The following is a 24165-nucleotide window of genomic DNA, read 5'->3' as shown; positions in this document are numbered from 1 at the left end:
AAGGTCAGAGAATGGACGCCGAGCAGATCAATGCCGAGCAGATCGATCAGGTACGACGCTTCAACCGCACCGTCACCGAACGCGTGGGCGTGCTGCACGACAACTACCTGGGCCGCGACCGCCCCGTCGGCGAGGCCCGGCTCCTCTGGGAGATCGGCGAGCGGGAACAGGACGTGCGCGGACTGCGCGAACGCCTCGGGCTCGACTCCGGCTACGTCAGCCGCCTGCTGCGCGCCCTGGAGGCCGACGGCCTGGTGACGGTGGAACCGCACCCCCGCGACCGGCGGGTCCGCACGGTCCGGCTGACCGGAGCAGGCCGCGCCGAACGCGGCCTGCTCGACGAGCGCAGCGACCGGCTCGCGGGTTCCCTCCTGAAGCCGCTGAACACCGCGCAGCGGGCCCGGCTCGTCGCCGCCATGGCGGAAGTGGACCGGCTGCTCACCGCATCGACGGTCGCCCTGGCCACCGTCGACCCCGGCCACCCCGACGCCGAGTACTGCCTGTGCTCCTACTTCACCGAGCTCCAGGAGCGTTTCGACACCGGCTTCGACCCCGCGCGGAGCCTGCTGCCGGACGCGGGCGGGCTGCGGCCGCCGCGTGGCCTGTTCCTGGTGGCCAGGGTGCACGGTGAGCCCGTCGGCTGCGCCGGGCTCAAGCTGCCGCCCGGCGCCCCGGCCGAGATCAAGCGCATGTGGGTGGCGCCCGCGGCGCGAGGTCTCGGTCTCGGTCGCCGCTTCCTCGCGGAGCTGGAGGAGCTGGCCGCCGGGGAGGGCCGCACCGTCCTGCGCCTCGACACCAACAAGGCGCTCGACGCGGCCATCGGCCTGTACCGCTCCTGCGGCTTCCAGGAAGTGCCCGCGTTCAACGACGAGCCGTACGCGCACCACTGGTTCGAGAAGCGCATCGGGCGCGATGCCTAATGGAGATGACAGTTTGCCTAAGGCCTTTAGGCAGTTCCATAATCGGTTAAGTCGGGGAGGGGTAGGCGAAGGTCGAGGAGAGGAAGGGGTACGCCATGGTTCGCGTGGGGCTGACCGCGGAGCGTCTGGTGCGGGCGGGGGCGGAGCTGGCCGACGAGGCCGGGTTCGACCAGGTGACCGTCTCCGCGCTCGCGCGACGGTTCGACGTCAAGGCCGCGAGCCTGTACTCGCACGTGAAGAACTCACAGGACCTCAAGACCGGCATCGCCCTGCTCGCCCTCGCGGAACTCGCCGACCGGGGCGCCGACGCGCTGGCCGGACGGGCGGGCAAGGACGCGCTGGCCGCGCTGGCGAACGTCTACCGCGACTACGCCCGCGAGCACCCCGGCCGGTACGCCGCCGCCCAGCTCCGGCTCACCCCCGAGGCCGCTGCCGCCGGCGCGGGCGGCCGGCACGCGGAGATGACGCGGGCGATCCTGCGCGGGTACGAGCTGACGGAACCGGACCAGACGCACGCGGTCCGCCTCCTCGGCAGCGTCTTCCACGGCTACGTGAGCCTGGAGCTCGGCGGCGGGTTCAGCCACAGCGCACCGGACTCCGACGAGACGTGGACGCGCGTCATCGACGCTCTTGACGCGCTGCTGCGGAACTGGCCCGAACCGGACGTCTAATCCATACGCTTGATCAACAGGTTGAGGCAATGCACACGGACGACACTCACCCCACCCATCACGACGACCCCTCCTGGACCACCACGGCCATCACCGCGGAGCTCCTGCGAGGTGCTCTCGACGTGGAGCGCACCGAGCACGGCCTGCTGCCGCACCGGCTCCCCGCCGGAGCCCGCGCCCAGAACATCGACGGGCAGCTCGCCATGGCCGAGTCCCAGCCCTCCGGCATACGCCTGGCGTTCCGTACGCGCGCCACCGCGATCGAACTCGACACACTGCCCACCAAGCGGTCGTACGTGGGCGCCCCGCCCCGCCCGGACGGCGTCTACGACCTGCTCGTCGACGGCCGACCGGCCGGCGCGACGACCGTCGAGGCAGGCCACGTCCTGACCATCGACATGACCGCGGGCACCGTCGAGCGCAGCACCGGGGAGCCCGGCACCGCGCGGTTCACCGGACTGCCCGACGGCATGAAGGACATCGAGATCTGGCTGCCGCACAACGAGACCACCGAACTCGTCGCGCTGCGGACCGACGCCCCGGTGGAGCCCGCGCGGGACCCGGGCCGCAAGGTGTGGCTGCACCACGGCAGCTCCATCAGCCACGGCTCCGACGCGGCGAGCCCCACCACGATCTGGCCGGCGCTCGCCGCCTCGCGCGGCGGTGTGGAGCTGATCAACCTGGGTCTCGCGGGCAGCGCCCTGCTCGACCCGTTCACGGCCCGCGCCATGAGGGACACCCCTGCGGACCTGATCAGCGTCAAGCTCGGCATCAATGTGGTCAATGCCGACCTGATGCGGCTGCGCGCCTTCGCGCCCGCGGTGCACGGATTCCTCGACACCATCCGTGACGGCCACCCGGAGACGCCGCTCCTGGTCGTCTCGCCGATCCTGTGCCCCATCCACGAGGACACCCCCGGCCCCAGCGCGCCGGACTTCAGCGACTTCGGGGAGGGGCGCCTCCGGTTCATCGCGATGGGCGACCCGGCGGAGCGGGCGAGCGGCAAGCTCACCCTCAACGTCATCCGCGACGAACTGGCCCGCATCGTGAAGCAGCGCTCGGCCGACGACCCGAACCTGCACCACCTCGACGGCCGTGACTTGTACGGCCCCGCGGACGTGGCGGAGCACCCGCTCCCCGACGACCTCCACCCGGACGCCGACACCCACCGCCTCATCGGCGAGCGCTTCGCGGCGAAGGTCTTCACGGCGGGCGGCGCGTTCGGCGGCTGAACGGACCGAGCCGCCGGACGGAACGCCGGTGCGCCGCCCCTTGCGACTTCGCGACCTGACGGTTAGTCATATGACTAACCGTCATACGCGACTCGCTCTCTGGAGGGCACGTGAAGTTCTCCGTCATATTCGAGGCACAGCTCGCCGATCCGACCGTCGAGCGCGAGCACCAGGTCATCCACGACAGCGTCGAACAGGCCGTGCTCGCCGAGGAGATGGGGTTCGACCGCGTCTGGGCGGTCGAGCACCACTCTCTCAAGTGGTACGCGCACATGAGCGCGCCGGAGATCTTCCTGACCTGGGTCGCCGCCCGCACGAGCACCATCAGGATCGGGCACGGCGTCGTCTGCATGCCGTTCAACTTCAACCACCCGGCGCGGGTCGCCGAACGCGCCGCCATGCTGGACCTGCTCTCCGGTGGACGGCTCGACCTCGGCGCGGGGCGCGGCGGCACGGAACAGGAGACGTCGCTCTGCGGAGTCGACAGGGAACGTACGACCCAGGAGGTCGAGGAAGCGCTCCGGATCATCGGCAAGGCCTGGGAGAAGGAGGAGCTGGAGCACCACGGGGAACTCCTCGACATCGGCCCGCACCCGATCCTCCCGCGGCCGAAGCAGATGCCGCACCCGCCGCTCTTCCTCGCCTGCAGCAGGACCGAGACCCTGGCACAGGCGGCCGAACTCGGCATCGGCGCCCTGGTGATGGGGTTCGCCGGGCCCGAGTCGATCGCCGGGATGCGACAGGCGTACGACGCGGCCGTCGCGGCCCGCACCGGCGCCCGCTTCGTGTCGACTGTCGTCAACGACCACTTCTCCGTGCTCTGCCCGACGATCGTGCTCGACGACCGGGAGGCCGCGCGGCGCGTCGGCATCCGCGGCCAGCGGTTCTTCGCGCAGTCCATCGGCCACTGGTACGGCGGCGCGGGACTCCCCGACGAGGCGGTCGTGGAGGGGCGCGACGAGGCCGCGGAGATGCGCGGAGCCGCGGAACAGGTCGTGGCGCGCCTGCACGAGCAGAACATTCCGGTACGCCCCGCCTCGACGGCGACGTTCAACGCCGACCACGCCTACGGCACCGCGGACGACGCCATCGCCTACGTGTAACGCCTGCGCGACGCGGGAGCCGACGAGATCATGTGCCTCGTCCAGATGGGGACCGTCCCCCAGGAGGCCTGCCTGGAGACGCTGCGGCAGTGGGGCGAGAAGGTCATCCCGCACTTCCGCGCACAGGAGGCGGGGCGAAGCTGATGCGGCGGCCCGCCCCCGACCGCCTCGACCCCCGCGCCCGCCCCCTTGTCGACGCCCTCGCGCGCGCCTTCCCCGACCTGGGCGGGGCCGTCACCGACGCGGTGGAAGCCCGCCGCGTCCTCGCCGCCGCGCCCGCCTCCAGGAAGGCGCCGCCCGCCGTCGGGACCGTCGTGGACCGGACCGTTCCGGGGCCGCCGGGTGCGCCCGAGATTCCCGTACGCCTCTACCTGCCTGACCCGGACCGGCACCCGGTGGAGCTCCGCCCCACCGCCGTCTTCTTCCACGGCGGCGGCTACGTCCTCTGCGGGATCGACTCCCACGACGCCACCGCCCGAGCGCTCGCCGCCCGTTCCGGAGCCGTCGTGGTCTCCGTCGCGTACCGGCTCGCGCCCGAGCACCGGTTCCCCGCGGCCGTCGACGACGCGTACGCGGCGCTCTGCTGGGCGGTGGGGGAGAGCGCCGTGCTCGGAGGCGATCCGAACGCCGTCGTCGTCGCGGGGGACAGCAGCGGGGGCGGGCTCGCCGCCGCGGTCGCGCTGCGCGCCAGGGACGCGGAAGGTCCCGCCGTCGCGCTGCAGGTACTCCTCTACCCCCTGCTGGACGCGGCCCAGGACACGGAGTCGTACCGTGAGAACGCGCACGGCTACTTCCTGACCGCCGCGCACCTGCGCTGGTTCTGGCGGCAATACCTGGGCGCCGACGGCCACAGCGCCCACCCTTACGCCTCGCCGCTGCGCGCCCCCGACCTCCGCGGCCTGCCGCCCGCGTACGTCCTCACGGCCGGCTGCGACCCGCTGCGCGACGAAGGGCTCGCCTACGCGGCCCGCCTGCGCGCGGCCGACGGGCACGTCACCGCCGCCCACTTCCCGCACATGTTCCACGGCTTCCTCGGCTTCCCCGACCTGCTCCCCGACGCGGTGCGGGCGCTGGCCGGTGCGGCAGAAGCCATCGGGTCGACAGGAGGTCGCAGGAAAAACAGCGGCTCAGGTGGGGGTGGCGCAGGATAATTTCCGGAGGCCCCTCTTGTCGCGGAGAACCTCGCCCGCATACGGTGTTCTGACGCGAGGTTCTCCCGTGGAGGATGGGGCATGACGGAAATTCTTGTGCAGTCGGGTGTCGAGGGTGCGGTTCTTTCCGCTGCTGGGCGGGTGGTGGACCACCCCGCGTGGCCGGTGCTCAAGGACGCCGTGGAGACCATCCGGCCCTGGCAGTCGGCGGACGGTTCCATCGACTTCGAGGCGGACGGCGCCCCGGCCAAGGGCATCGCCGAGCTCACCGTGGACCGAGTGATATCCGCGGTCGAGGAGCTCTCCCCGCTCGTCCCGCACGACGCCGCGTACCACCGCGCGCTCGTCGCCGACCTGCGCCGCTGGGCCGAGACGGGCTTCCAGGTGCCCGACTTCCTCGACTCGCTGCTCGCCTTCCAGCCCGCCGCGCACCGCGAGGACGGCCTGCAGCACCTGGTCGTCTTCCCGATGTACACGCAGAACGGCAACCCCGACCGCAACTTCGAAGCGGTCGTGCTGCGCATGGTCTGGCCCGACTGGCTGGCCGAGCTCGAGCGCACGCGGTACGACAACCCGCTGTTCTGCGGCATCACCTTCGAGGACTTCACCGCCGGGTACGACACGAACTCGGCCGTCCTCTTCCCCGAGACCATCGCCGTGCGCGAGGCCCCCGAGCGGTTCTCCTGGGGCGGCATCTTCTGCGACCGCGAGGCCGCCCGCTTCCGCCGCGTCACCGAGGCCGCCGTGGACCTCCTCGGGCTCGAACTGCCCGACGACATCCGCCAGATGGTCGCCGACCAGGACCGCTGCGAGCAGGCGTTCGTCCTGTGGGACATGGTCCACGACCGCACCCACAGCCACGGCGACCTGCCGTTCGACCCCTTCATGATCAAGCAGCGCCAGCCGTTCTGGATGTACGGCCTGGAGGAGCTGCGCTGCGACCTCACCGCCTTCAAGGAGGCCGTGAAGCTGGAGGCCGAGGGCGTCCCGCAGGCCCGCGACGTGCAGTACGCCGTCCTCTTCGACCGGATGTTCCGCTTCCCGGTCACCGGCGACCGCGTCAAGAACTACGACGGGCTCGGTGGACAGCTGCTCTTCGCGTACCTCCACAAGCACGATGTCGTCCGCTGGACCGACAACCAGCTCAGGATCGACTGGGAGCGCGCGCCGGAGATCACCAACCAGCTCTGCGGCGAGATCGAGGACCTCTACCGCGCGGGCATCGACCGCCCGAAGCTGGTCCACTGGTTCGCCGCGTACGACCTGGTGTCCACGTACCTCGCCCCGCACCCGGGCTCGCGCTGGGCCAAGGGCCCCGACGCCCTGGACACCTCGCTGCCGCCGCGCAAACTGGTCGACGAGGTGCTTCCCGACGAGTTTCCGCTCAGCATGTTCTATGAGGCGCTCTCCAAGAAGCTGAAGCACGTGATCGCCTCCACCAAGGGGATCACCGCTACCTCGGGCGCCGAGAAGGCCGCCGCGTGAGCGGCCGCCAGGAGGAGGCGAGGACCATGTCCGCACTCGATGGAGCCGTGGTGGCCGTGGCCGGAGCGGCCGGGCCCGCCGGACGCGCCACTTTGCTCAGGCTGGCCGAGGCCGGAGCCACCGTCGTGGCGTCGGACGCCGACGCCGCGCGCCTGGCCGAAGCGGTGGACGCCGCCCGGTACGCGCACGGCGGGGCCACCGTCATCGGTGACACCGTCGACCTCCTCGACCTGGACGCGGCCCGTGAGTGGGCGACGCGCACGGAGAAGGAGTTCGGGCGGATCGACGGCCTGGTCCACCTCGTCGGCGGCTGGCGCGGCAGCAAGAGCTTCGCCGAGACCAAGCTGGAGGACTGGGACCACCTGGAGAACCTCCTGATCCGCACCGTCCAGCACACCTCACTCGCCTTCGAGGACGGCCTGCGGCGCAGCGACCGTGGACGCTATCTGCTGATCAGCGCCGCGGGCGCCTCCAAGCCGACCGCGGGCAACGCCGCGTACGCCGCCTCCAAGGCCGCGGCCGAGGCCTGGACGCTCGCCCTCGCCGACGCCTTCCGCAAGGCGGGGGGCGAGGACGGGCCGCGTGCGGCGGCTGCGATCCTGGTGGTCAAGGCGTTGGTGCACGACGAGATGCGCAAGGCTCGGCCCGACGCGAAGTTCGCGGGCTTCACGGACGTCAAGGAGCTGGCCGAGGCCGTCGCCGGCGTCTGGGACAAGCCCGCAGGAGAAGTGAACGGAAACCGTCTGTGGCTGACCGAGAAGCCGTGACCGCACGCGACACGACCGGTCGTGACCGAGAAGCCGTGAACCCGCCGAAGACCGACGCCCGCCGTCACCACGACCCGGACGTCCGCGGCTTCGCCAGCGACAACTACGCGGGCGCCCACCCCGAGGTCATGGCGGCGCTCGCGCTCGCCAACGGCGGCCACCAGATCGCGTACGGCGAGGACGACTACACGGCCAACCTCCAGCAGGTGATCCGTGGCCACTTCGGCCCCACCGCCGAGGCGTTCCCGGTGTTCAACGGCACGGGCGCCAACGTCGTGGCGCTCCAGGCGGTCGCCGACCGCTGGGGCGCGGTGATCTGCGCCGAGTCCGCGCACATCAACGTGGACGAGGGCGGCGCGCCCGAGCGCATGGCGGGCCTCAAGCTGCTCACCGTCCCCACGCCCGACGGCAAGCTCACCCCCGAGCTGATCGACAAGCAGGCGTTCGGCTGGGACGACGAGCACCGCGCCATGCCGCAGGTCGTCTCGATCGCGCAGAACACCGAACTGGGCACGCTGTACACGCCCGACGAGATCCGCGCGATCTGCGACCACGCGCACCGGCTCGGCATGAAGGTGCACCTCGACGGCTCCCGGATAGCCAACGCCGCGGCCGCCCTCGACGTGCCCATGCGGACGTTCACGAACGCCGTCGGCGTCGATCTCCTGTCGCTCGGCGGCACGAAGAACGGCGCGTTGTTCGGCGAGGCCGTCGTGGTCATCAACCAGGACGCCGTCCGGCACATGAAGCACCTGCGCAAGATGTCGATGCAGCTCGCGTCGAAGATGCGCTTCGTGTCGGTGCAGCTGGAGGCCCTGCTCAGCAAGGACCTGTGGCTGCGCAACGCGCGTCACGCCAACGAGATGGCGCAGCGCCTCGCGGAGGGCGTCCGCTCGGTGCACGGCGTGGAGATCCTCTACCCCGTGCAGGCCAACGCGGTCTTCGCCCGTCTCCCGCACGACGTGAGCGAGCGCCTGCAGAAGCGGTACCGCTTCTACTTCTGGGACGAGGCCGCGGGCGATGTCCGCTGGATGTGCTCGTTCGACACGCGCGAGGAGGACGTCGACGGGTTCCTCGCGGCGCTCAAGGAGGAGATGGCCCGCTGAGCCGACGTGCTGCATAGGTATACGTCTGACCGTAAAGTAATTGACGTACGGTCGGGCGTATTCCTATGCTCCCGTGGCATGCGGCTGACCCAGGAAAAGCCCGACCTGTCTGTGTACTTGGCGGCGGACGAGGTCGTCGACCACCATCACCCCCTGGTCCGGGAGGTGGCGGCCGGTCTTGCACGAACATCCGCAGATGCGTACGCGTACGCCCGCGCCGCCTTCGAGTACGTGCGCGACGCCATCCCGCACTCGCAGGACGTGGGCCGCAATGAGGTCCCCTGGCGCGCCTCCGACGTCCTGCGGGAACGCACCGGCATCTGCACCGCCAAGTCCCACGCCCTCGCCGCCCTGCTGCGCGCCGAGGGCATTCCCACGGGGTTCTGCTATCAGCGCCTGCGCGACGACAACACCAGCGGATACTCCCTGCACGGCCTGGTCGCCGTCCGCCTCGACGGCGCCTGGCACCGGCAGGACCCGCGCGGCAACATCCCGGACGGCGTCGACGCGCAGTTCCGCATCGGCGAGGAGCGGCTGGCCTGGCCCGTGGACCCGGAGTGCAACGAAGTGGACTATCCGGTCCTCTATGCCGAACCAAGTCCTGTGGCCGTCCGCGCGCTCAGGGAAGCCCGGGACCGGCTGCATCTCTGGCAGACATACCCCTCGGGACTGTGAGGCACGACGGACCATGACCCTCCACCGGACCGTCTCCGACGAGGTCCGTGCCCTCGCGCCCGACTTCACCCACGTCGTCATCGAGGGCCGTGGACTCGTCAACGGGCCCGGCACCGACGCCACGGAGGCGCCCTCCTCGACGACGCGGCCCGCCGCCTCGCCGCCCGGCTCGCGGGACGCGCCCCGCGGCTCGACGACGCGCTCCCGCGCGGCGGCGGTCACGAAGTCCTCGTCGTGAAATCGTCTGGTGCGACGACGAGGGCGTCACATGCCGTCGCTGGAACTGGCGCCAGGGCCCGCGCACGCGCCTCACCGAGGAGTCGGTGAACGCGGTCTTCCTGCTGGAGGGCATGGGTCCGGACGCGGGCCTCGACGCGGCGTGTGCGGAACTGGCCGGGCTGCTCGCACAGTTCAGTCCGGGCGCGGATGTCACCGTCCGCTGACCGGGGTCAGCCGGCCTCGGCGGCCTTGACCTCCGCGGGGGTCGGCGCCGTGCCGCCGAGGTGTGCGGGCATCCACCAGGTGTCGTCCGGCCCCTTGGGGCGTACGGGGTAGGCGCGCTGCGCCGCCTCCAGGAGCTCCTGGCAGGCCTCGCGCAGCCGCCGCGTGATCGCGCCCGCGTACTGGTCCTTCGGCGCCTCCACCGGCTCGCCGACCCGGATCGTGATCGGGATGTGGCTGCGCTTGAAGTTGCGGGGGTGTCCCTTGGTCCACAGCCGCTGCGTGCCCCACAGGGCCATCGGGATCAGCGGCACGCCGGCCTCCTGGGCCAGTCGCGCGGCGCCCGACTTGAACTGCTTCAGGGTGAACGACTGCGAGATCGTCGCCTCGGGGAAGACGCCGATGATTTCCCCGGAGCGCAGCGAGTCCAGCGCGTGCGCGTAGGCGGTCTCGCCCTGCTTGCGGTCGACGGGAATGTGCTTCATGCCGCGCATCAGCGGCCCGGAGATCTTGTGCCGGAACACCGATTCCTTTGCCATGAACCGCACCAGGCGCTTCTGCGGCAGCGCGGCAAGACCGTCGAAGATGAAGTCGAGATAACTGATGTGATTGCTCACCAGAACCGCGCCGCCGGAGCGTGGGATGTTCTCCGACCCCTTGCAGTCGATCTTGAGGTCCCATGCCTTGAACAGCGTTTTCGCGGCACCGATGACGGGACGGTAGACAAGCTCTGCCATGGGTGGGAAGGGCCCTTCGTTTTCTGCCTGGGGAGGGGGGTCCCGGCATCAAGTTACGCAGCCGTAGGTTTTTCGGCGTTGCGCAGATCGTGCCCCATCAACGGACGGGTGACCAGCCTTGGTGCCGCGTATGCGGGAGATTCTCGTCACGTCGGAATCATTCGGGGGCGCATGAACGCTGTACTGGGGAGCGCATTGGTGCAGGACTGACGAGGGCGGAGGCGCACGTGCGGGAACAGGGGGCCGGGCAGCGGCTCGGCGCGGCCGACATCGGGGAGCGGCTGGGCGAGCGGGCGACGCTCGTACAGTTCTCCAGCGCCTTCTGCCAGCCCTGCCGGGCGACACGCAGAGTGCTCGCGGACGTGGCCGGAATGGTCCCCGGCGTGTCCCACGTGGAGATCGACGCCGAGGAACGGCTCGGTCTCGTACGGCGACTCGGCGTCCTCAAGACCCCCACCGTGCTCGTCCTGGACGCGGCGGGCCGCGTGGTCCGCCGCGCCGTCGGACAGCCGCGCAAGGCCGATGTGATCGCGGCGCTCGGCGAGGCCGTATGACGGGCCGACGCGCAGGTCACGGCGATCGGAACGGCTCCGCGGCAGTGATCCTTCTTTCATATTCCGGAACAGACTTGACTGCACGCGCCATCTATCGCGAGCCTGCTTGCATGCCCCGGGACCTCCTTCTGTACGAGCGCGTCCACGTGGACCTCGGCCGCCACGCCAGCGCCCGCTGTCCGCAGTGCTGAGCAACGACGCCTCCGCTCGCACCTCCGGCAACTCCCGGCAGAAGGACAACTCCATGACGGCATCGCCTGCCCTCAGCACGCCCCGGCTCGCCACCCCCGATCTGCTGCGCTCGGTCTTCCGGCAGCACGCCGCGGGGGTGGCCGTGATCACCGCCGCGCACGGCTCCCGCCCCGTCGGCTTCACCGCCACCTCGCTCGCCTCGGTCTCCGCCGAGCCCCCGATGCTCTCGTTCGGCATCGGCACGGGCTCCTCCTGCTGGCCCGCGGTCTCCGAGACCGAGCACGTCGGCGTCCACATACTCGGCGAGCACCAGCAGGAGCTCGCCGCCACGTTCGCCCGCAGCGGAGCCGACCGCTTCGGCCCGCCCACGAGCTGGCGCGAGGGCCCCGAAGGGGTTCCCGTCCTCGACGGCGCGCTCGCCTGGCTGGTCTGCCGGATCGTGGCGCGCGTGCCCGCGGGTGACCACCGCATCGTGCTCGCGCAGGCGGTCGTCGGCGACGGCGTGGAAGAGGGCCGCCCGCTCCTGTACCACCACGGGCGCTTCAACGCGTTGCGTGACTGAAAGTTCCCGTTCGGGGGGGCCGCGCCCCGATTACGGAGCGTTGGGAAGGTCACAGTTCAAAGCGCTTGCTCAGGGGGAATGAACTGGGTGTACTCATGAGTAATATTTCGGGAGGAGCGCGGGCCGCCCCGACCGGGATCCGCCGCTTCAGGCGCCTATGCTGCCTGCAAGAAGGCAGTAGCCATAAGCCTAGGCAGCAGCCCAGTAAAGACGATGCAGTAGGAGAGCCGGCGTGAGCTTGAGGATCGTTGTCTGTGTGAAGTACGTGCCCGACGCCACCGGCGACCGGCACTTCGCCGATGACCTGACCGTCGACCGCGACGACGTCGACGGCCTGCTGTCGGAGCTCGACGAGTACGCGGTCGAGCAGGCGCTGCAGATCGCCGACGAGGCGGACGACGCGGAGATCACCGTGCTGACCGTCGGCCCCGAGGACGCCAAGGACGCGCTGCGCAAGGCGCTCTCCATGGGTGCCGACAAGGCCGTCCACGTCGAGGACGACGACCTGCACGGCACCGACGTCATGGGCACCTCGCTGGTGCTCGCCAAGGCCATCGAGAAGACCGGTTACGACCTGGTCATCGCCGGCATGGCCTCGACCGACGGCACCATGGGCGTGCTGCCGGCGATCCTCGCGGAGCGCCTCGGCGTCCCGCAGGTCACGCTGCTCTCCGAGGTCTCCGTCGCGGACGGCGTCGTCAAGGGCCGCCGTGACGGCGACAGCGCGAGCGAGCAGCTCGAGGCGTCCCTGCCGGCCGTCGTGTCCGTGACGGACCAGTCGGGCGAGGCCCGCTACCCGTCGTTCAAGGGCATCATGGCCGCCAAGAAGAAGCCGGTGGAGTCGCTCGACCTGGACGACCTGGACATCGACGCCGAAGAGGTCGGCCTCGAGGGTGCCTGGACCAAGGTCGACTCCGCCGCCGAGCGCCCGGCCCGTACCGCCGGGACGATCGTCAAGGACGAGGGCGAGGGCGGCAAGCAGCTGGCTGAGTTCCTCGCCGGCCAGAAGTTCATCTGAGCTTCAGTCGCCCCCTCAACCGCCCAACTTCTTCGTAATCGCAGGAGATTGAAGTCCCATGGCTGAAGTTCTCGTCTACGTCGACCACGTGGACGGCGCCGTCCGCAAGCCCACCCTTGAGCTGCTGACCCTGGCCCGCCGCGTCGGCGAGCCCGTCGCCGTCGCCCTCGGCTCCGGCGCCGAGGCCACCGCCGCCACGCTCGCCGAGCACGGCGCGGTGAAGGTCCTCACCGCTGACGCCCCCGAGTTCGCCGACTACCTCGTCGTACCGAAGGTGGACGCGCTCCAGGCCGCGTACGAGGCCGTGTCCCCGGCCGCCGTGCTCGTCCCGTCCTCCGCCGAGGGCAAGGAGATCGCGGCCCGCCTCGCGGTCCGCATCAAGTCCGGCATCATCACGGACGCCGTCGACCTCGAGGCCGGCGACGAGGGTCCGGTGGCCACGCAGTCCGCGTTCGCCGCCTCGTACACCACCAAGTCCCGTGTCTCCCACGGCACCCCGGTCATCACGGTCAAGCCGAACTCGGCCGCCGTGGAGGCCGCCCCGGCCGCGGGCACCGTCGAGGCCCTCACGGTCTCGTTCTCCGAGAAGGCCACCGGTACCAAGGTCGTCTCGCGCACCCCGCGCGAGTCGACGGGCCGCCCCGAGCTGACCGAGGCCGCGATCGTGGTCTCCGGCGGCCGCGGAGTCAACGGCGCCGAGAACTTCACGATCATCGAGGCCCTCGCCGACTCGCTCGGTGCCGCCGTGGGCGCCTCGCGTGCCGCGGTCGACGCCGGCTGGTACCCGCACTCCAACCAGGTCGGCCAGACCGGCAAGTCGGTCTCCCCGCAGCTGTACATCGCGTCCGGCATCTCCGGCGCGATCCAGCACCGCGCCGGCATGCAGACCTCGAAGACCATCGTGGCCATCAACAAGGACGCCGAGGCCCCGATCTTCGACCTGGTCGACTACGGAGTCGTGGGCGACCTCTTCGACGTCGTCCCGGCGCTCACCGAAGAGGTCAAGTCCCGCAAGGGCTGAGCTCAGCGAACCGACGAGGCCCTCGCACCGCACCACGCGGCGCGGGGGCCTCGCGCGTCACAGCGTCAGGCTCGCCTGCACCGGCAGGTGGTCGCTCGGGAACTGCCCGTCCAGCGAGAACGTGTTGATCGCGGCCTCGTGGATCCGCACCCCGGGTGTCGCGAGGATCCAGTCGATGCGGTCCCCGTCGGGGGTGAGCGGCTTGTACCCGTGGAACGTGGCGTACGCCTTGCTGCGCCGGTCCGCCGCGTCCCAGGTGTCGACGAGACCGGCGCCGAGCAGCGTGTCGTACACCGGGTTCTTGTGTGCGGCCACGTTGAAGTCGCCCGTCACGAGCAGCGGCAGGGACCGGTCCAGGCGGGCGAGGCGCTCGACGACGAGTTGCGCGGCACGCGCGCGTGCGTACTGCGACGCGTTGTCGAGGTGCGTGTTGAGCACGTACAGCTCGTCGTCCGTCCGTAGGTCGTGGAAGCGGACCCAGGTGACCATGCGGATGGATCCGCCGCCCCAGGTGTTGGAGCCGATCATCTCCGGGGTGTCCGACAGCCAGTAGTGGTCGTACTCGACCGGGGCGAGCCTGCGGGTGTCGTAGAAGACGGCCATGAACTCGTCGCGGCTGCCGCCCGCGCGTCCGGTGCCGATCCAGTCGTAGTGCGGCCCGAGGTCGGCCGCGATGTCCCGCACCTGCTGGTAGAGGCCTTCCTGGGTGCCGACGATGTGCGGCCTGGTGCGGCGCAGCAGCTCGCGGGTGACCGGGCGGCGGTCGGCCCAGGTGTTCGGCGGCGTGGTGCTCGCGTAGCGGAGGTTGAACGACATGACCTCCAGTCGGCGTCCCGGGCGCTGCACGGCGTGTGCGGGCGCGGTGGCCAGCGCGGTGGTGAGCAGGGGGAGCGCGGCGGCTGCGGCGAACGCCGTCCGCAGGCCGGAACGGCGCGTGACGCGGGGGTCGGTCGGCACACGGTCTCCTTCGGTTCGGGGCGCGCGGTCAGGATGAGGTGCGCGCGTACGGGTGCGGAAGCAGGATCTGAGACAGCGGCAGAAGAATCCGGGACCGGCGTGAACTCCTGTGGTCCGCGACGGGTCGGCGGCGCGACGGAGGCGGGTCCACGGCGCGAGAGGGTGTTGACCAGCACGAAGGTCACGGATAACTTCGCTATACGGATTGTTGATTCCGTGAAGCGGAAATTTCGGGCGCGGCACCGAGCGTGTGGAGGATGCAGGAATGGGTCAGCAAGAGAAGGTGGCGACGAGCCTCGCCGGAGCGGTCAGCGACGGCATCAGCGCTTCCCTCGCCCCGGTGGACGCGGAGCTGGAGCGCCGCTACCCCGGAGACCCAGGAACCCGCCAGCCCGTCCACACCGTGTACGTCCCCGGGGAGCAGTTCGACGCCGACTCGATCCGTACCTGGGGCGACAAGGCCCTGGCGATGCTCGACGAGCACGCACCGGACGCCGCCTCCTTCGCCGCCGTCCTCGGCCTGGGCGACGACCTCGCCGAATCCGTCTACACGCGCGTGCGCACCAAACTGGAGCGCGAGCCCATCGAAGACCTGCGCATCGACTTCGAGGACGGTTACAAGGGCGCCGACGAGGACCAGGACGCCGCCCGCGCGGCCCGCCTCGTCGCCGAGGCCTACAAGAACGGCACCGCCGCCCCGTACATGGGCATCCGCATGAAGTGCATGGAAGAGGCGGTGCGCGCCCGCGGCATCCGCACCCTCGACATCTTCCTGTCCGGCCTCATGGAGGCCGGCGGCCTGCCCGACGGGCTCGTCCTGACCCTGCCCAAGGTGACGTACCCGGAGCAGGTCACCGCGATGGTGCGCCTCCTGGAGGAGTTCGAGAAGGCCCGCGGCATCGAGCCCGGCCGCATCGGCTTCGAGATCCAGATCGAGACCAGCCAGTCCATCCTCGCGACCGACGGCACCGCCGCCGTGGCCCGCATGATCCAGGCCGCCGAAGGCCGCGCCACAGGACTGCACTACGGCACCTTCGACTACAGCGCCTGCCTGCACGTCAGCGCCGCCTACCAGGCCAGCGACCACCCGGCCGCCGACCACGCCAAGGCCGTCATGCAGGTCGCCGCGGCCGGCACGGGAGTACGCGTCTCGGACGGCTCCACCAACGTCCTGCCCGTCGGCTCCACCGCGAAGGTTCACGACGCCTGGCGGCTGCACTACGGCCTCACCCGGCGCGCCCTGGCCCGCGCCTACTACCAGGGCTGGGACATGCACCCCGGCCACATCCCGACGCGCTACGCCGCCGTGTTCGCGTTCTACCGCGAGGGCTTCGAGGCGGCGGCCGCCCGCCTGGCCGCCTACGCGGGCCACCACGAGGGCGGCGACGTCGCCGACGAGCCCGCCACCGCCAAGGCGCTCGCCGGTTACCTCCTGCGCGGCCTGGACTGCGGCGCCCTCGACGCCGGCGAGGTCACCCGCCTCACCGGCCTCACCCTGGCCCGCCTCCAGGGTTTCGCGGGCCCGCGCCGCGGCGACCTCACGGTCTCCGGCAAGTAGCGGCGTGCCAGGTCGGTAACAGCAGACACTGACGGTCACCGCTGCCCCGTACTCTGTACGCCACAGAACGTGGCGTGACAGGAACGGGGCAGCGGTGTTTTCGGGGGATCAGGAACAGACGGGCGAGGCGGGCAGACTCCTCGCCGGGCGCTACCGCGTCGTGGCACAGCTCGGCCGGGGCGGCATGGGCGTCGTGTGGCGCGCCGTCGACGAGGTGCTGCACCGCGAGGTCGCCGTCAAGGAACTCCGTACGTATACGGACGCGGCAGGCCCCGAACTGGCCGACCTCCGCCTGCGCATGCAGCGCGAAGCACGCGCCGCCGCGCGCGTGCGCCACCCCGGAGTCGTCGCCGTGCACGACGTGACGGAGGTCGACGGACGGCCCCTCATCGTCATGGAGCTCGTCGACGGGCCCTCCCTAGACGACGTGCTGCGCGACCGCGGCGCCCTCGACCCCCGCCAAGCCGCCGACATCGGCGCCAAGGTCATGGACGCGCTGGCTGCCGCCCACCGCGTCGGTGTCCTGCACCGCGACGTGAAGCCCGGCAACATCCTCCTGGAGACCGGCGGCCGCGTCGTCCTCACCGACTTCGGCATCGCCACGATGGAGGACCCGAACGACGGCTCGGCCACGCACCTCACCCGCAGCGGCGAGCTGGTCGGCTCCCTCGACTACCTGGCGCCCGAGCGCGCCCAGGGACACGACCCGGGCCCTGCCTCCGACGTCTGGGCCCTCGGTGCCACGCTGTACGCCGCGGTGGAGGGCTCCTCGCCGTTCCGTCGTACGTCGACGTGGTCCACGCTCACCGCGATCGTGGTCGACCCACTGCCCGAGCCGCGGCGTTCGGGGCCACTGACCCCCGTACTGCGCCGGCTCATGGACAAGGACCCGCAGGCGCGCCCCGACGCGGAGGCGGCACGGCTGCTGCTCGCGGAGGTGGCGGCCGCGGGGCCCGGCAGCGCGGGGCCGCCCGCGCAGCCGCCCCACGGGCCGACGGAGCGCAGCATCCCGAGCACACCGCCACCGGGCTTCGGGCCGCCGCCGGAGGTGCCGCAGCCGCCTCCGACGTCGCAGAGCCCCGTGGCGCCGAGCCGCGCGGAGACCCGTGCCGAGATGCGCTCCACGCAGCGCCGTCCGCGCCGCGGGCGCGCACTTCTGGCCGCCGCTGCCGTCGCGGTCGTCCTCGCGGCGACCGGGGCCACGGTCGCCGTCCTCAACGGCGAGGAGGACAAGGGCAACCAGGCCCGGGAGGGCACGACAGCCGGAGGCGCCGCGTCGAACGACGACGACGGCAGCAGCGGTCCCCTCGGCGGCGAGTCGGAGCGGCCCAAGCCGTCGGGGCAGGGCGACGAGAAGCCCCGCGAGCGGCGCACGAAGCCGTCCGACGACGCGGCCGACGCCGCCAAGAGGGACGGAACCGGCAAGGACGGCAAGGACGCCTCCGACCGGGACGCCGACACGAGCAAGGACGGCGGCAAGACCCCGTCCCGCCCCGACGCCACCACCAAGCCGACCGAGGGCGGCTCCGCGCCGGACCCGGTCTGCCACCCGGCGGGCGGCGGCAAGTACAACTGCGAGGTGTGGCGCACGGCGAACTCGTACACCGCGGGCGGCGCCCGGGTCGGCACGCTGAACGCGGGCACCAACTACTTCTACTGCCAGCAGAACCTGGGCCGCCGCGAGACGTCCGGCCAGTGGACGAACGTCTGGTGGGCCAAGACGGACGACGACAGCGGCAACACGAACGTCTTCGTCAGCGACGTCTACGTGAAGGGCGGCGACAACGACAAGCCGCTGCCCGGACTGCCGGTCTGCTGATGAGTGACACGCTCTACGCCCGCGTCCAAGCCGCCGCGGAGGACACGTCGTACCGTCTGCGGCGGACCGGGCGCGGCTTCGACATGACGGTGGACGTACCGGGGCTGGGCCGCAACACCACCCAGGTGCACACCTACCGCGTCGAACTGCACCCGCGCGACAAGACCTTCACGATGACGGACATCGTCCGCACCCACGAGCGGGGCGCCTTCGGGACATCGACCCGCACGGTGAAGCGGGGCCGCGTTCGATACCGGACCTGGAGCCGCTCCCTGGACGGCAGCGAGCGGACCTCGTTCTCCTCCGCGGACGGCCGCCGCCTGATCCGCGGAGCGGCCCAGGAACTGGGCTGGCGGGAACTCCGTCCCCCTACGGGCAAGGCGGCCCTCGTCTTTGGAGCCATCGGAGGCCTGACAGCCCTCGGCACGCTCATCGCTCTCGCGGTGGTCTTCTGGCCCTGAGTGCCCTGAGTGCCCTGGAGCCCTGAACGAGGTGGCGGCGGCAGGTGTCCCGACTACCGGTCCGCGGGCGGCAGTTCCCCCGACCCGCGCTGGATGAGCCGCGTCGGCAGCTCGACCCTTTCCGGCGCCTCCGACGCGCCGTCGAGCTGGCGGAACAGCCGTTCCGCCGCCGTCCTGCCCAGCTGCGCCGCGTCCTGCGCGACGACCGTCACTCCCGGGTCCAGCAGGTCCGCCAGCTCGATGTCGTCGAAGCCGACGAGGGCCACGGGACGGTCGAGAGCGGCCAGGACGCGGACGACCGTCACCGTCACACGGTTGTTGCCCGCGAACACCGCCGTGACCGGCTCCGGGCCGCTCAGCATCGTCTCGGCCGCCACGCGCACCCGCTCCGGATCGGTGACGCCGAGCGACACCCACGCCTCGTCGACGGGAATGTCCGCGTCCTCCATCGCCGCGCGATAGCCGCGCAGGCGCTCTATCGCGGTGTGAATGCGCGGCTGGTCGCCGATGAAGCCGATACGGCGGTGACCGTGGGCGATGAGGTGCGCGACGCCGTCCCGCGCGCCGCCGAAGCTGTCGGAGAGGACCACGTCGGCGTCGATCTTCCCGGCGGGCCGGTCGACGAAGACGGTGGCGACACCGGCGGCGATCTCCGGCTCCAGATAGCGGTGGTCGTCCCCGGCCGGAATCACCACGAGACCGTCGACGCGCCGCGCGCACAGCGCGAGCACCAGCTCCTGCTCGCGGTCCGGGTCCTCCGCGCTCGACCCGTTGATCAGCAGCGCGCCGTGCGCCCGCGCGACCTCCTCGACGGCGCGGCTCAACGGGCCGTAGAAGGGGTCGGCCAGATCCTCCAGTACGAGGCCGATACTGGCGGTGCGCCCCTTGCGCAGCACGCGCGCGCTGTCGTTGCGGCGGAACCCCAGCGCGTCGATCGCCTCCTGCACCCGGCGCTCGGTGTCGGGCGTGACGCCCGGCTCTCCGTTCACGACGCGTGAGACGGTCTTCAGGCCGACTCCCGCGCGCGCGGCGACATCCTTCATGGTCGGCCGGTTGCCGTACCGGTTCTCGGGTCGTCGGGCGGCGGTCTCGGCCACGGTGCGCTGTCCTGTCCTGTCGTCCACGAGGGGGTCCATGATGTGGTCCATGAGCATGTGGCGTCGAGCATAGGGCCTGGACAACGTTGTCAGATGCAAGGGAGACTGACCTTCGCACTCTCCGGCCTGCCGATACACCAGGAGACCCGACACAGATGCACATGGACCTCGTCGCCGCACTCGACATCGGCGGCACCAAGATCGCCGGAGCCCTGGTGGACGGGCACGGCCGTATCCTCCTGCGCGCGCAGCGTCCGACGCCCGCGCGTGAGGACGGCGACACGGTGATGCGGGCGGTCGAGGAGGTCCTCGGCGAGCTGACCTCCAGCGGCCTGTGGGGGCGCGCGACGGCCGTGGGCATCGGCAGCGCGGGCCCCGTGGACGCCTCAGCCGGCACGGTCAGCCCGGTCAACGTTCCCGGCTGGCGCGGCTACCCGCTCGTCGACCGCGTCCGCGCGGCGACCGGCGGGCTCCCCGTCGTCCTGGTCGGCGACGGCGTGGCGATGACCGCCGCCGAACACTGGCAGGGCGCGGCGCGCGGCCACGACAACGCGCTGTGCATGGTCGTGTCGACAGGCGTCGGCGGCGGCCTCGTCCTCGGCGGCAGGCTCCACGCGGGCCCCACGGGCAACGCCGGACACATCGGCCACATCAGCGTGGACCTCGACGGCGACGCCTGCCCGTGCGGTGCGCGGGGCTGCGTCGAGCGGATGGCGAGCGGCCCGAACATCGCGCGCCGCGCCATCGAGGGCGGCTGGCTCCCCGGCGCCGACGGCGACACGTCGGCGGCCGCGGTGGCGAACGCCGCCCGTGCAGGCGACCCCGTGGCGCTCGCCTCCTTCGAGCGGGCGGCGCAGGCGCTGGCCGCCGGGATCGCCGCCACGGCCACCCTCGTCGAGATCGACATCGCGGTGATCGGCGGGGGAGTGGGGAAGGCGGGCGACGTGCTCTTCACCCCGTTGCGCCGCGCCCTGCGGGACTACGCCACGCTGTCCTTCGTACGCCGCCTGACCGTGGCGCCCGCGCTGATGGGCACGGACGCGGGGCTGGTGGGCGCGGCCGCGGCCGCGCTCGACCTGGAGCCGAGCGCGGCGGCACGCCTCACCGCTCCCGCGGCCGGGCGCTAGGGCTTGTGCCGGACGCCGCCGGGCAGGCGGGACTTCCGGCACGAGCCCTAACAGCTCAGCGTGGCCTCCGCCCAGTCGCCGTGGTCGGAGTCGATGCCGTCGCCGCCGTCCGTGACGACGAGGCGTACGACCTGGGCGCCGGTCACGTCCGCGGAGAGTTCCTGCGCGGGCATGGCGTTGGTGAGGACACCGGTCGACGCGGCCTTCTTGCCGTCCGCCCAGATCTCGAAGGCGACCGTGCCCTTCGCGATCGTCTCGTCGTCGACGCCGACCTGCGCGGTGACCTTCTCGCAGGCCGCCCCGGCGTAGTACTCGACGGTGCTCTCCGCGTGCACGCCGAGTCCCTTGGCGTACACCTTGCCGCCGATGGTGATCGGCCGCCCGTCGCCGAGGCCCCTGTCTCCGTTGCTGGTGTTGCGCTCCACCGGGCCCCAGCCGTTGGTCGCCGACAGCCACGGCAGGTCGCCGAGGAGCGAGTCGCCGGTCGGGGGTGCCACGACCACCTGGGCGGTGAGCGGCAGCACCGTCTCCGCACGGACGCCCTGCGGCGAGCGGTACGTGGCCTTGAGGCGCACGTCGTACGATCCCGGCTTCGTGCCCGTCGGCGCGGTGACGGTCCAGGACGTGGCGAGCGACGTGCCGGTGCGCAGCGAGCGCGCCGTGCTGGGCGAGGTCGCCTTCACGGTCCACCCCGAGGGCGTGCCGAGCGTCACGGCGACCCGCCGGGCGGGCGTACGGCCCAGGTTGGTGACCTCGGACGTGACATGGGCGGGCTTGTCGGCCTCCACGAACAGGCCGCCCTTGAGGCCGAGTTCGGTGGCCGGCGGGTGGTGCGCCCACTTGCCGTCGGCGGAGACGCGCAGCAGTACGGTGCCGTGCGCGGGGACGGTGGCCGCGATCCGGCCCGCCGTGTTGTAGGTCTTGTGCTGCCACAGGTCGCGCAGTGTGTACGCGTCGGCGCCGGGGAGTCCGACCGCCTTCGCCGTCGTGGCGACGGACTGCGGGCTGTTGGTCTCGTTGAAGAGGGCGACGGCGCGGCTGCCGTCCTTCATCTCCTTGGCGACGACCCAGCGTCCGCCTCGGGACGAGACGACCTCGCCCTGCTTGCCCAGCGGGTCCTGGTCGACGGCGATGACTTCCCTGTTGCCGAGGATCTCGAAGGTCTCGGGGGAGGCCTTGCGCAGGTCGGAGCCGATGAGCAGGGGCGCGGCCATGATCGACCACATCGAGAAGTGGGTGCGGTACTCGGTGTCGGTCATGCCGCCGTTGCCGACTTCCAGCATGTCCGGGTCGTTCCAGTGGCCGGGCCCGGCGTACTTCGCGAGCGGCAGGTTCCTCTTCATGATCGACAACATGGAGCCCCAGTTGTCGCTGATGTCACCGGTGGTGCGCCAGAGGTGACCGACGTCCGCCGCCCATTCCCACGGCTTGTTCTCGCCCCATTCGCAGATGCTGTAGACGATGGGCCTCCCGGTGCTTTCGGAGGCGGCCTTCAGGGCGTCGCGCATGGCGATGTACCGCTGCCTGGCATCGACACCCTGGTTGTTGCAGTTGTCGTACTTGAGATAGTCGACGCCCCAGTCCGCGAACTGCTGGGCGTCGCTGCGCTCGTGCCCGAGCGCACCGGGGAAGCCCGCGGAATTGCAGGTCTTGGTGCCCGCGCTCGTATAGATGCCGAGTTTGAGGCCTTTGGAGTGGACGTAGTCGGCGACCGCTTTGATCCCGTCGGGAAAACGGACGGGATCGGGCACCAGTTTGCCGTTCGCGTCGCGCTGCGGAAGCGCCCAGCAGTCGTCGAGATTGACGTACTGGTATCCGGCGTCCTTGAGGCCCTTCTCGACGAAGATGTCCGCGATTCCCTTGACCATCGCCTCGTCGAACTCCGCCCGGCAATGCGTGGAGTTCCAGTTGTTGAAGCCCATGGGCGGAGTGAGGGCGAGGCCGTCGGGGAGCTTGGCCGAGGGCACGGCGGAGTTCGGCATGGCGACGGTTCGGGTGTCGGCGGCTGAGGTGTCGGCGGCTGTGGTGTCGGCAGCCGGGGCGGCGGTGTCACGGGTCGTGGCGACCGCGGTCGGTGTGGCGAGCCCGGCGGCGCAGAGCAGGGCGGCGGTCAGTGATCCGACCACTCTCGTCCGGGTCGTGCGGGCTGGGAGATGACGCATCGTTACGTTCCTCCGTACTCGCGTATCCGCGTACCTGCGTACGCGCGAGAGATGGGGGGTGAGGAGCTTGCATGGACGTGTCACGCGGGCGCTTACGGTAGAGCTTGTTGGACTCTGTTGGAAGAGGAGCGGTAAGGGTTCGGTTGCCTGGTGCCGGAACCCTCGACGGCGGTGACTGTTGGGCGTGAGATCCACCCCGCCCGTTCGGTTGTGTTCGGTTGCGGTCCGAGGAGGGGCACATGGCACAGTCGTCGTTCAGCGGGCCTGTCGGGCCCTCAGGGGTGAGCGGCATGGCAGGACATCGGATGTCCTGCCCATTCATACCCGCCAGACGTTCTGCCGCGTCGTCTTCCCGCCCCTGCGCCCGGTCGACGTCATCGTCGGAGTGATCACGGTCATCGAGGCGCTGCGGGCCTTCGCCATCGCCTACGCGGTGAACATGGGCCGCGACGGCCTGGAACTGCTCTCCGTCCTCATCACCGCGTCGTCTCCCCCGCCTTCCCGGCCCGACCGCCTCTCCCTCGACTACTACCGGCAGGCCTACACACGTTTCCGGTACGGGCACAGACTCCCCCGCCGGGAGCGGGGAAGGGGTGAAGACATCGGAGCCTCGCCGTCGACGAAGTTCTGTCGCGTCCAAAGGTGCCGCATCCAGAACCGCCCCTGCACACGAAGTACTTGAGGCAGGGACGTACCCGGACCCCCGACCGGGCACGGCCCTGCACCTCGGTGCGGCCGCTGGCGTCGGGCGGTGAGCGACCCCGACGTCAGCGGCAATAGCCAGTGGCGGCGGTGAGCACGCCGGAGCGAGGCCGTCGGCTCCTGCGTACTTCTCGGGTCGCCGGGCGAGGTGAGGCCGTGGCGGTGACCGCGCCTGTGCCTGGCCCTGTTGCCGTGGCGGGGAGCGTGTGCGACGGGCTCGCCCGGCTTGTGGACGAGGAGAGCAGCGGTGGTGGGATCGGCCGCGACGCTTACCGGTCCTCCTGGTCGAGGCGTGCGTCCGGAGGAACTGGTGGAGCGGGTCGGGGCGGGACCACTCGGGACCACTGGAGCCGGTGGCGAGCGGGGCGCATCACGGTCCACGGGCGAACCGCCTCCAATGGGGCCCGCCTCCAATGGGGCGCGACCTCCCCGCGGACCTCACCCCCGACCCCCTGTCCCCGGACCCCGCCGGACCGGCGGCCGACCGCTCGGACGAGATCCGTGCTTTGCGCGCGACGGCGGACACGTACGACGTGACGCTGCCGCGTCTCGCCCTCACCCAGGGCGGATCGCCGACCCAGCCGACCCGACCGTGGAGCAGACCGGTGGGGCCGTGGAGGGGTACGCGGCGGTCACGACAATTCCCT

20 protein-coding genes and 3 pseudogenes are annotated in these 24165 nt (G+C 71.3%); 19 read left to right on the top strand and 4 right to left on the bottom strand.

Going from position 1 to position 24165, the window contains the following annotated elements:
- Positions 1-26: 26 nt before the first annotated feature.
- The 10 genes and pseudogenes from DEJ47_RS03505 to DEJ47_RS03460 all read left to right on the top strand — a co-directional run bounded on the left by DEJ47_RS03505 (position 27) and on the right by DEJ47_RS03460 (position 9553).
- Positions 27-920 carry a helix-turn-helix domain-containing GNAT family N-acetyltransferase gene (locus DEJ47_RS03505; RefSeq protein ID WP_150175411.1) on the top strand — a complete coding sequence of 298 codons (894 nt, stop codon included), beginning with the start codon at positions 27-29 and terminating at the stop codon, positions 918-920.
- A gap of 95 nt (positions 921-1015) precedes the next feature.
- Positions 1016-1591, top strand: coding sequence for a TetR/AcrR family transcriptional regulator (locus tag DEJ47_RS03500; protein WP_150164810.1), 576 nt, complete (start codon positions 1016-1018; stop codon positions 1589-1591).
- A 29-nt stretch (positions 1592-1620) separates the two neighbouring features.
- The gene (locus tag DEJ47_RS03495) at positions 1621-2823 is read left to right on the top strand and encodes a GDSL-type esterase/lipase family protein (protein ID WP_150164808.1); all 1203 of its coding nucleotides are present in this window, start codon (positions 1621-1623) and stop codon (positions 2821-2823) included.
- A 110-nt stretch (positions 2824-2933) separates the two neighbouring features.
- Positions 2934-4070 (top strand): annotated as a pseudogene (locus DEJ47_RS03490) (LLM class flavin-dependent oxidoreductase).
- Positions 4070-5077 (top strand): alpha/beta hydrolase, encoded by a 1008-nt coding sequence (locus DEJ47_RS03485; RefSeq protein WP_150164806.1) that lies wholly within the window; start codon positions 4070-4072, stop codon positions 5075-5077. Before DEJ47_RS03490 ends, DEJ47_RS03485 begins: the two are co-directional and overlap by 1 nt.
- An 81-nt stretch (positions 5078-5158) precedes the next feature.
- On the top strand, positions 5159-6562 hold the full coding sequence (locus DEJ47_RS03480; RefSeq protein WP_150164804.1) for a DUF6421 family protein: 1404 nt from the start codon (positions 5159-5161) through the stop codon (positions 6560-6562).
- Between the two features lie 26 nt (positions 6563-6588).
- A complete protein-coding gene (locus DEJ47_RS03475; RefSeq protein ID WP_150164802.1) occupies positions 6589-7329 on the top strand; it encodes an SDR family NAD(P)-dependent oxidoreductase in 741 nt (246 codons plus the stop codon).
- Between the two features lie 35 nt (positions 7330-7364).
- Complete coding sequence (locus tag DEJ47_RS03470; protein WP_150175410.1) at positions 7365-8435, top strand: threonine aldolase family protein; 1071 nt, start codon at positions 7365-7367, stop codon at positions 8433-8435.
- 78 nt (positions 8436-8513) lie between these two features.
- Positions 8514-9110, top strand: a complete 597-nt coding sequence (locus DEJ47_RS03465; protein WP_150164800.1) for a transglutaminase-like domain-containing protein — start codon at positions 8514-8516, stop codon at positions 9108-9110.
- Between the two features lie 13 nt (positions 9111-9123).
- A pseudogene (locus DEJ47_RS03460) lies at positions 9124-9553 on the top strand (hypothetical protein).
- Between the two features lie 6 nt (positions 9554-9559).
- Here the strand turns inward: DEJ47_RS03460 and DEJ47_RS03455 are convergent.
- Complete coding sequence (locus DEJ47_RS03455) at positions 9560-10288, bottom strand: lysophospholipid acyltransferase family protein (protein WP_150164798.1); 729 nt, start codon at positions 10286-10288, stop codon at positions 9560-9562.
- A 227-nt stretch (positions 10289-10515) separates the two neighbouring features.
- Here DEJ47_RS03455 and DEJ47_RS03450 point away from each other — a divergent pair, with 227 nt between their 5' ends.
- From DEJ47_RS03450 to DEJ47_RS03435, 4 genes are all read left to right on the top strand, one after another.
- Complete coding sequence (locus DEJ47_RS03450; protein ID WP_223828218.1) at positions 10516-10842, top strand: TlpA family protein disulfide reductase; 327 nt, start codon at positions 10516-10518, stop codon at positions 10840-10842.
- Positions 10843-11086: 244 nt separating this feature from the next.
- Entirely contained in the window at positions 11087-11596 is a 510-nt protein-coding gene (locus DEJ47_RS03445; RefSeq protein WP_150164796.1) for a flavin reductase family protein, read from the top strand.
- Positions 11597-11828: 232 nt separating this feature from the next.
- Complete coding sequence (locus tag DEJ47_RS03440) at positions 11829-12614, top strand: electron transfer flavoprotein subunit beta/FixA family protein (RefSeq protein ID WP_150164794.1); 786 nt, start codon at positions 11829-11831, stop codon at positions 12612-12614.
- 58 nt (positions 12615-12672) lie between these two features.
- Positions 12673-13635 (top strand): electron transfer flavoprotein subunit alpha/FixB family protein, encoded by a 963-nt coding sequence (locus DEJ47_RS03435; protein WP_150164792.1) that lies wholly within the window; start codon positions 12673-12675, stop codon positions 13633-13635.
- 57 nt (positions 13636-13692) lie between these two features.
- On the opposite strand, the gene DEJ47_RS03430 is transcribed toward DEJ47_RS03435, so the two are convergent.
- Positions 13693-14592 carry an endonuclease/exonuclease/phosphatase family protein gene (locus tag DEJ47_RS03430; RefSeq protein WP_150164791.1) on the bottom strand — a complete coding sequence of 300 codons (900 nt, stop codon included), beginning with the start codon at positions 14590-14592 and terminating at the stop codon, positions 13693-13695.
- A 265-nt stretch (positions 14593-14857) separates the two neighbouring features.
- On the opposite strand from DEJ47_RS03430, the gene DEJ47_RS03425 reads away from it, so the two are divergent.
- From DEJ47_RS03425 to DEJ47_RS03415, 3 genes are all read left to right on the top strand, one after another.
- Positions 14858-16150 carry a DUF6986 family protein gene (locus tag DEJ47_RS03425; RefSeq protein WP_150164789.1) on the top strand — a complete coding sequence of 431 codons (1293 nt, stop codon included), beginning with the start codon at positions 14858-14860 and terminating at the stop codon, positions 16148-16150.
- Positions 16151-16244: 94 nt separating this feature from the next.
- Entirely contained in the window at positions 16245-17969 is a 1725-nt protein-coding gene (locus tag DEJ47_RS03420) for a serine/threonine protein kinase (protein WP_150164787.1), read from the top strand.
- Complete coding sequence (locus DEJ47_RS03415; protein WP_150164786.1) at positions 17969-18430, top strand: hypothetical protein; 462 nt, start codon at positions 17969-17971, stop codon at positions 18428-18430. The genes DEJ47_RS03420 and DEJ47_RS03415 overlap by 1 nt, the downstream gene beginning before the upstream one ends.
- Before the next feature lie 53 nt (positions 18431-18483).
- On the opposite strand, the gene DEJ47_RS03410 is transcribed toward DEJ47_RS03415, so the two are convergent.
- Positions 18484-19566, bottom strand: coding sequence for a LacI family DNA-binding transcriptional regulator (locus DEJ47_RS03410; protein WP_150175408.1), 1083 nt, complete (start codon positions 19564-19566; stop codon positions 18484-18486).
- Between the two features lie 116 nt (positions 19567-19682).
- Between DEJ47_RS03410 and DEJ47_RS03405 the strand changes: the two genes are divergently transcribed.
- Positions 19683-20654: an ROK family protein gene (locus DEJ47_RS03405; protein ID WP_150164785.1), complete on the top strand. Its 972-nt coding sequence runs from the start codon at positions 19683-19685 to the stop codon at positions 20652-20654.
- A 47-nt stretch (positions 20655-20701) separates the two neighbouring features.
- Here the strand turns inward: DEJ47_RS03405 and DEJ47_RS03400 are convergent, their stop codons facing one another.
- Positions 20702-22816 (bottom strand): NPCBM/NEW2 domain-containing protein, encoded by a 2115-nt coding sequence (locus DEJ47_RS03400; RefSeq protein ID WP_190415250.1) that lies wholly within the window; start codon positions 22814-22816, stop codon positions 20702-20704.
- Positions 22817-23141: 325 nt separating this feature from the next.
- On the opposite strand from DEJ47_RS03400, the pseudogene DEJ47_RS03395 reads away from it, so the two are divergent.
- Positions 23142-23297 (top strand): annotated as a pseudogene (locus tag DEJ47_RS03395) (sugar ABC transporter permease); the annotation flags it as partial.
- Between the last annotated feature and the right edge of the window lie 868 nt (positions 23298-24165).

This window comes from Streptomyces venezuelae, from assembly GCF_008642355.1.
GTDB lineage: Bacteria > Actinomycetota > Actinomycetes > Streptomycetales > Streptomycetaceae > Streptomyces > Streptomyces venezuelae_B.
This window is presented reverse-complemented; position numbering and strand designations above follow the sequence as displayed.

What these genes read in the sequence shown, in the direction of transcription:
- DEJ47_RS03400 (WP_190415250.1), bottom strand. Translation starts at nt 22,816, where the DNA reads ATGCGTCATCTCCCAGCCCGCACGACCCGGACGAGAGTGGTCGGATCA.
- DEJ47_RS03500 (WP_150164810.1), top strand. Translation starts at nt 1,016, where the DNA reads ATGGTTCGCGTGGGGCTGACCGCGGAGCGTCTGGTGCGGGCGGGGGCG.
- DEJ47_RS03405 (WP_150164785.1), top strand. Translation starts at nt 19,683, where the DNA reads ATGCACATGGACCTCGTCGCCGCACTCGACATCGGCGGCACCAAGATC.
- DEJ47_RS03495 (WP_150164808.1), top strand. Translation starts at nt 1,621, where the DNA reads ATGCACACGGACGACACTCACCCCACCCATCACGACGACCCCTCCTGG.
- DEJ47_RS03445 (WP_150164796.1), top strand. Translation starts at nt 11,087, where the DNA reads ATGACGGCATCGCCTGCCCTCAGCACGCCCCGGCTCGCCACCCCCGAT.
- DEJ47_RS03465 (WP_150164800.1), top strand. Translation starts at nt 8,514, where the DNA reads ATGCGGCTGACCCAGGAAAAGCCCGACCTGTCTGTGTACTTGGCGGCG.
- DEJ47_RS03485 (WP_150164806.1), top strand. Translation starts at nt 4,070, where the DNA reads ATGCGGCGGCCCGCCCCCGACCGCCTCGACCCCCGCGCCCGCCCCCTT.
- DEJ47_RS03455 (WP_150164798.1), bottom strand. Translation starts at nt 10,288, where the DNA reads ATGGCAGAGCTTGTCTACCGTCCCGTCATCGGTGCCGCGAAAACGCTG.
- DEJ47_RS03480 (WP_150164804.1), top strand. Translation starts at nt 5,159, where the DNA reads ATGACGGAAATTCTTGTGCAGTCGGGTGTCGAGGGTGCGGTTCTTTCC.
- DEJ47_RS03435 (WP_150164792.1), top strand. Translation starts at nt 12,673, where the DNA reads ATGGCTGAAGTTCTCGTCTACGTCGACCACGTGGACGGCGCCGTCCGC.
- DEJ47_RS03425 (WP_150164789.1), top strand. Translation starts at nt 14,858, where the DNA reads ATGGGTCAGCAAGAGAAGGTGGCGACGAGCCTCGCCGGAGCGGTCAGC.
- DEJ47_RS03410 (WP_150175408.1), bottom strand. Translation starts at nt 19,566, where the DNA reads ATGGACCCCCTCGTGGACGACAGGACAGGACAGCGCACCGTGGCCGAG.
- DEJ47_RS03475 (WP_150164802.1), top strand. Translation starts at nt 6,589, where the DNA reads ATGTCCGCACTCGATGGAGCCGTGGTGGCCGTGGCCGGAGCGGCCGGG.
- DEJ47_RS03415 (WP_150164786.1), top strand. Translation starts at nt 17,969, where the DNA reads ATGAGTGACACGCTCTACGCCCGCGTCCAAGCCGCCGCGGAGGACACG.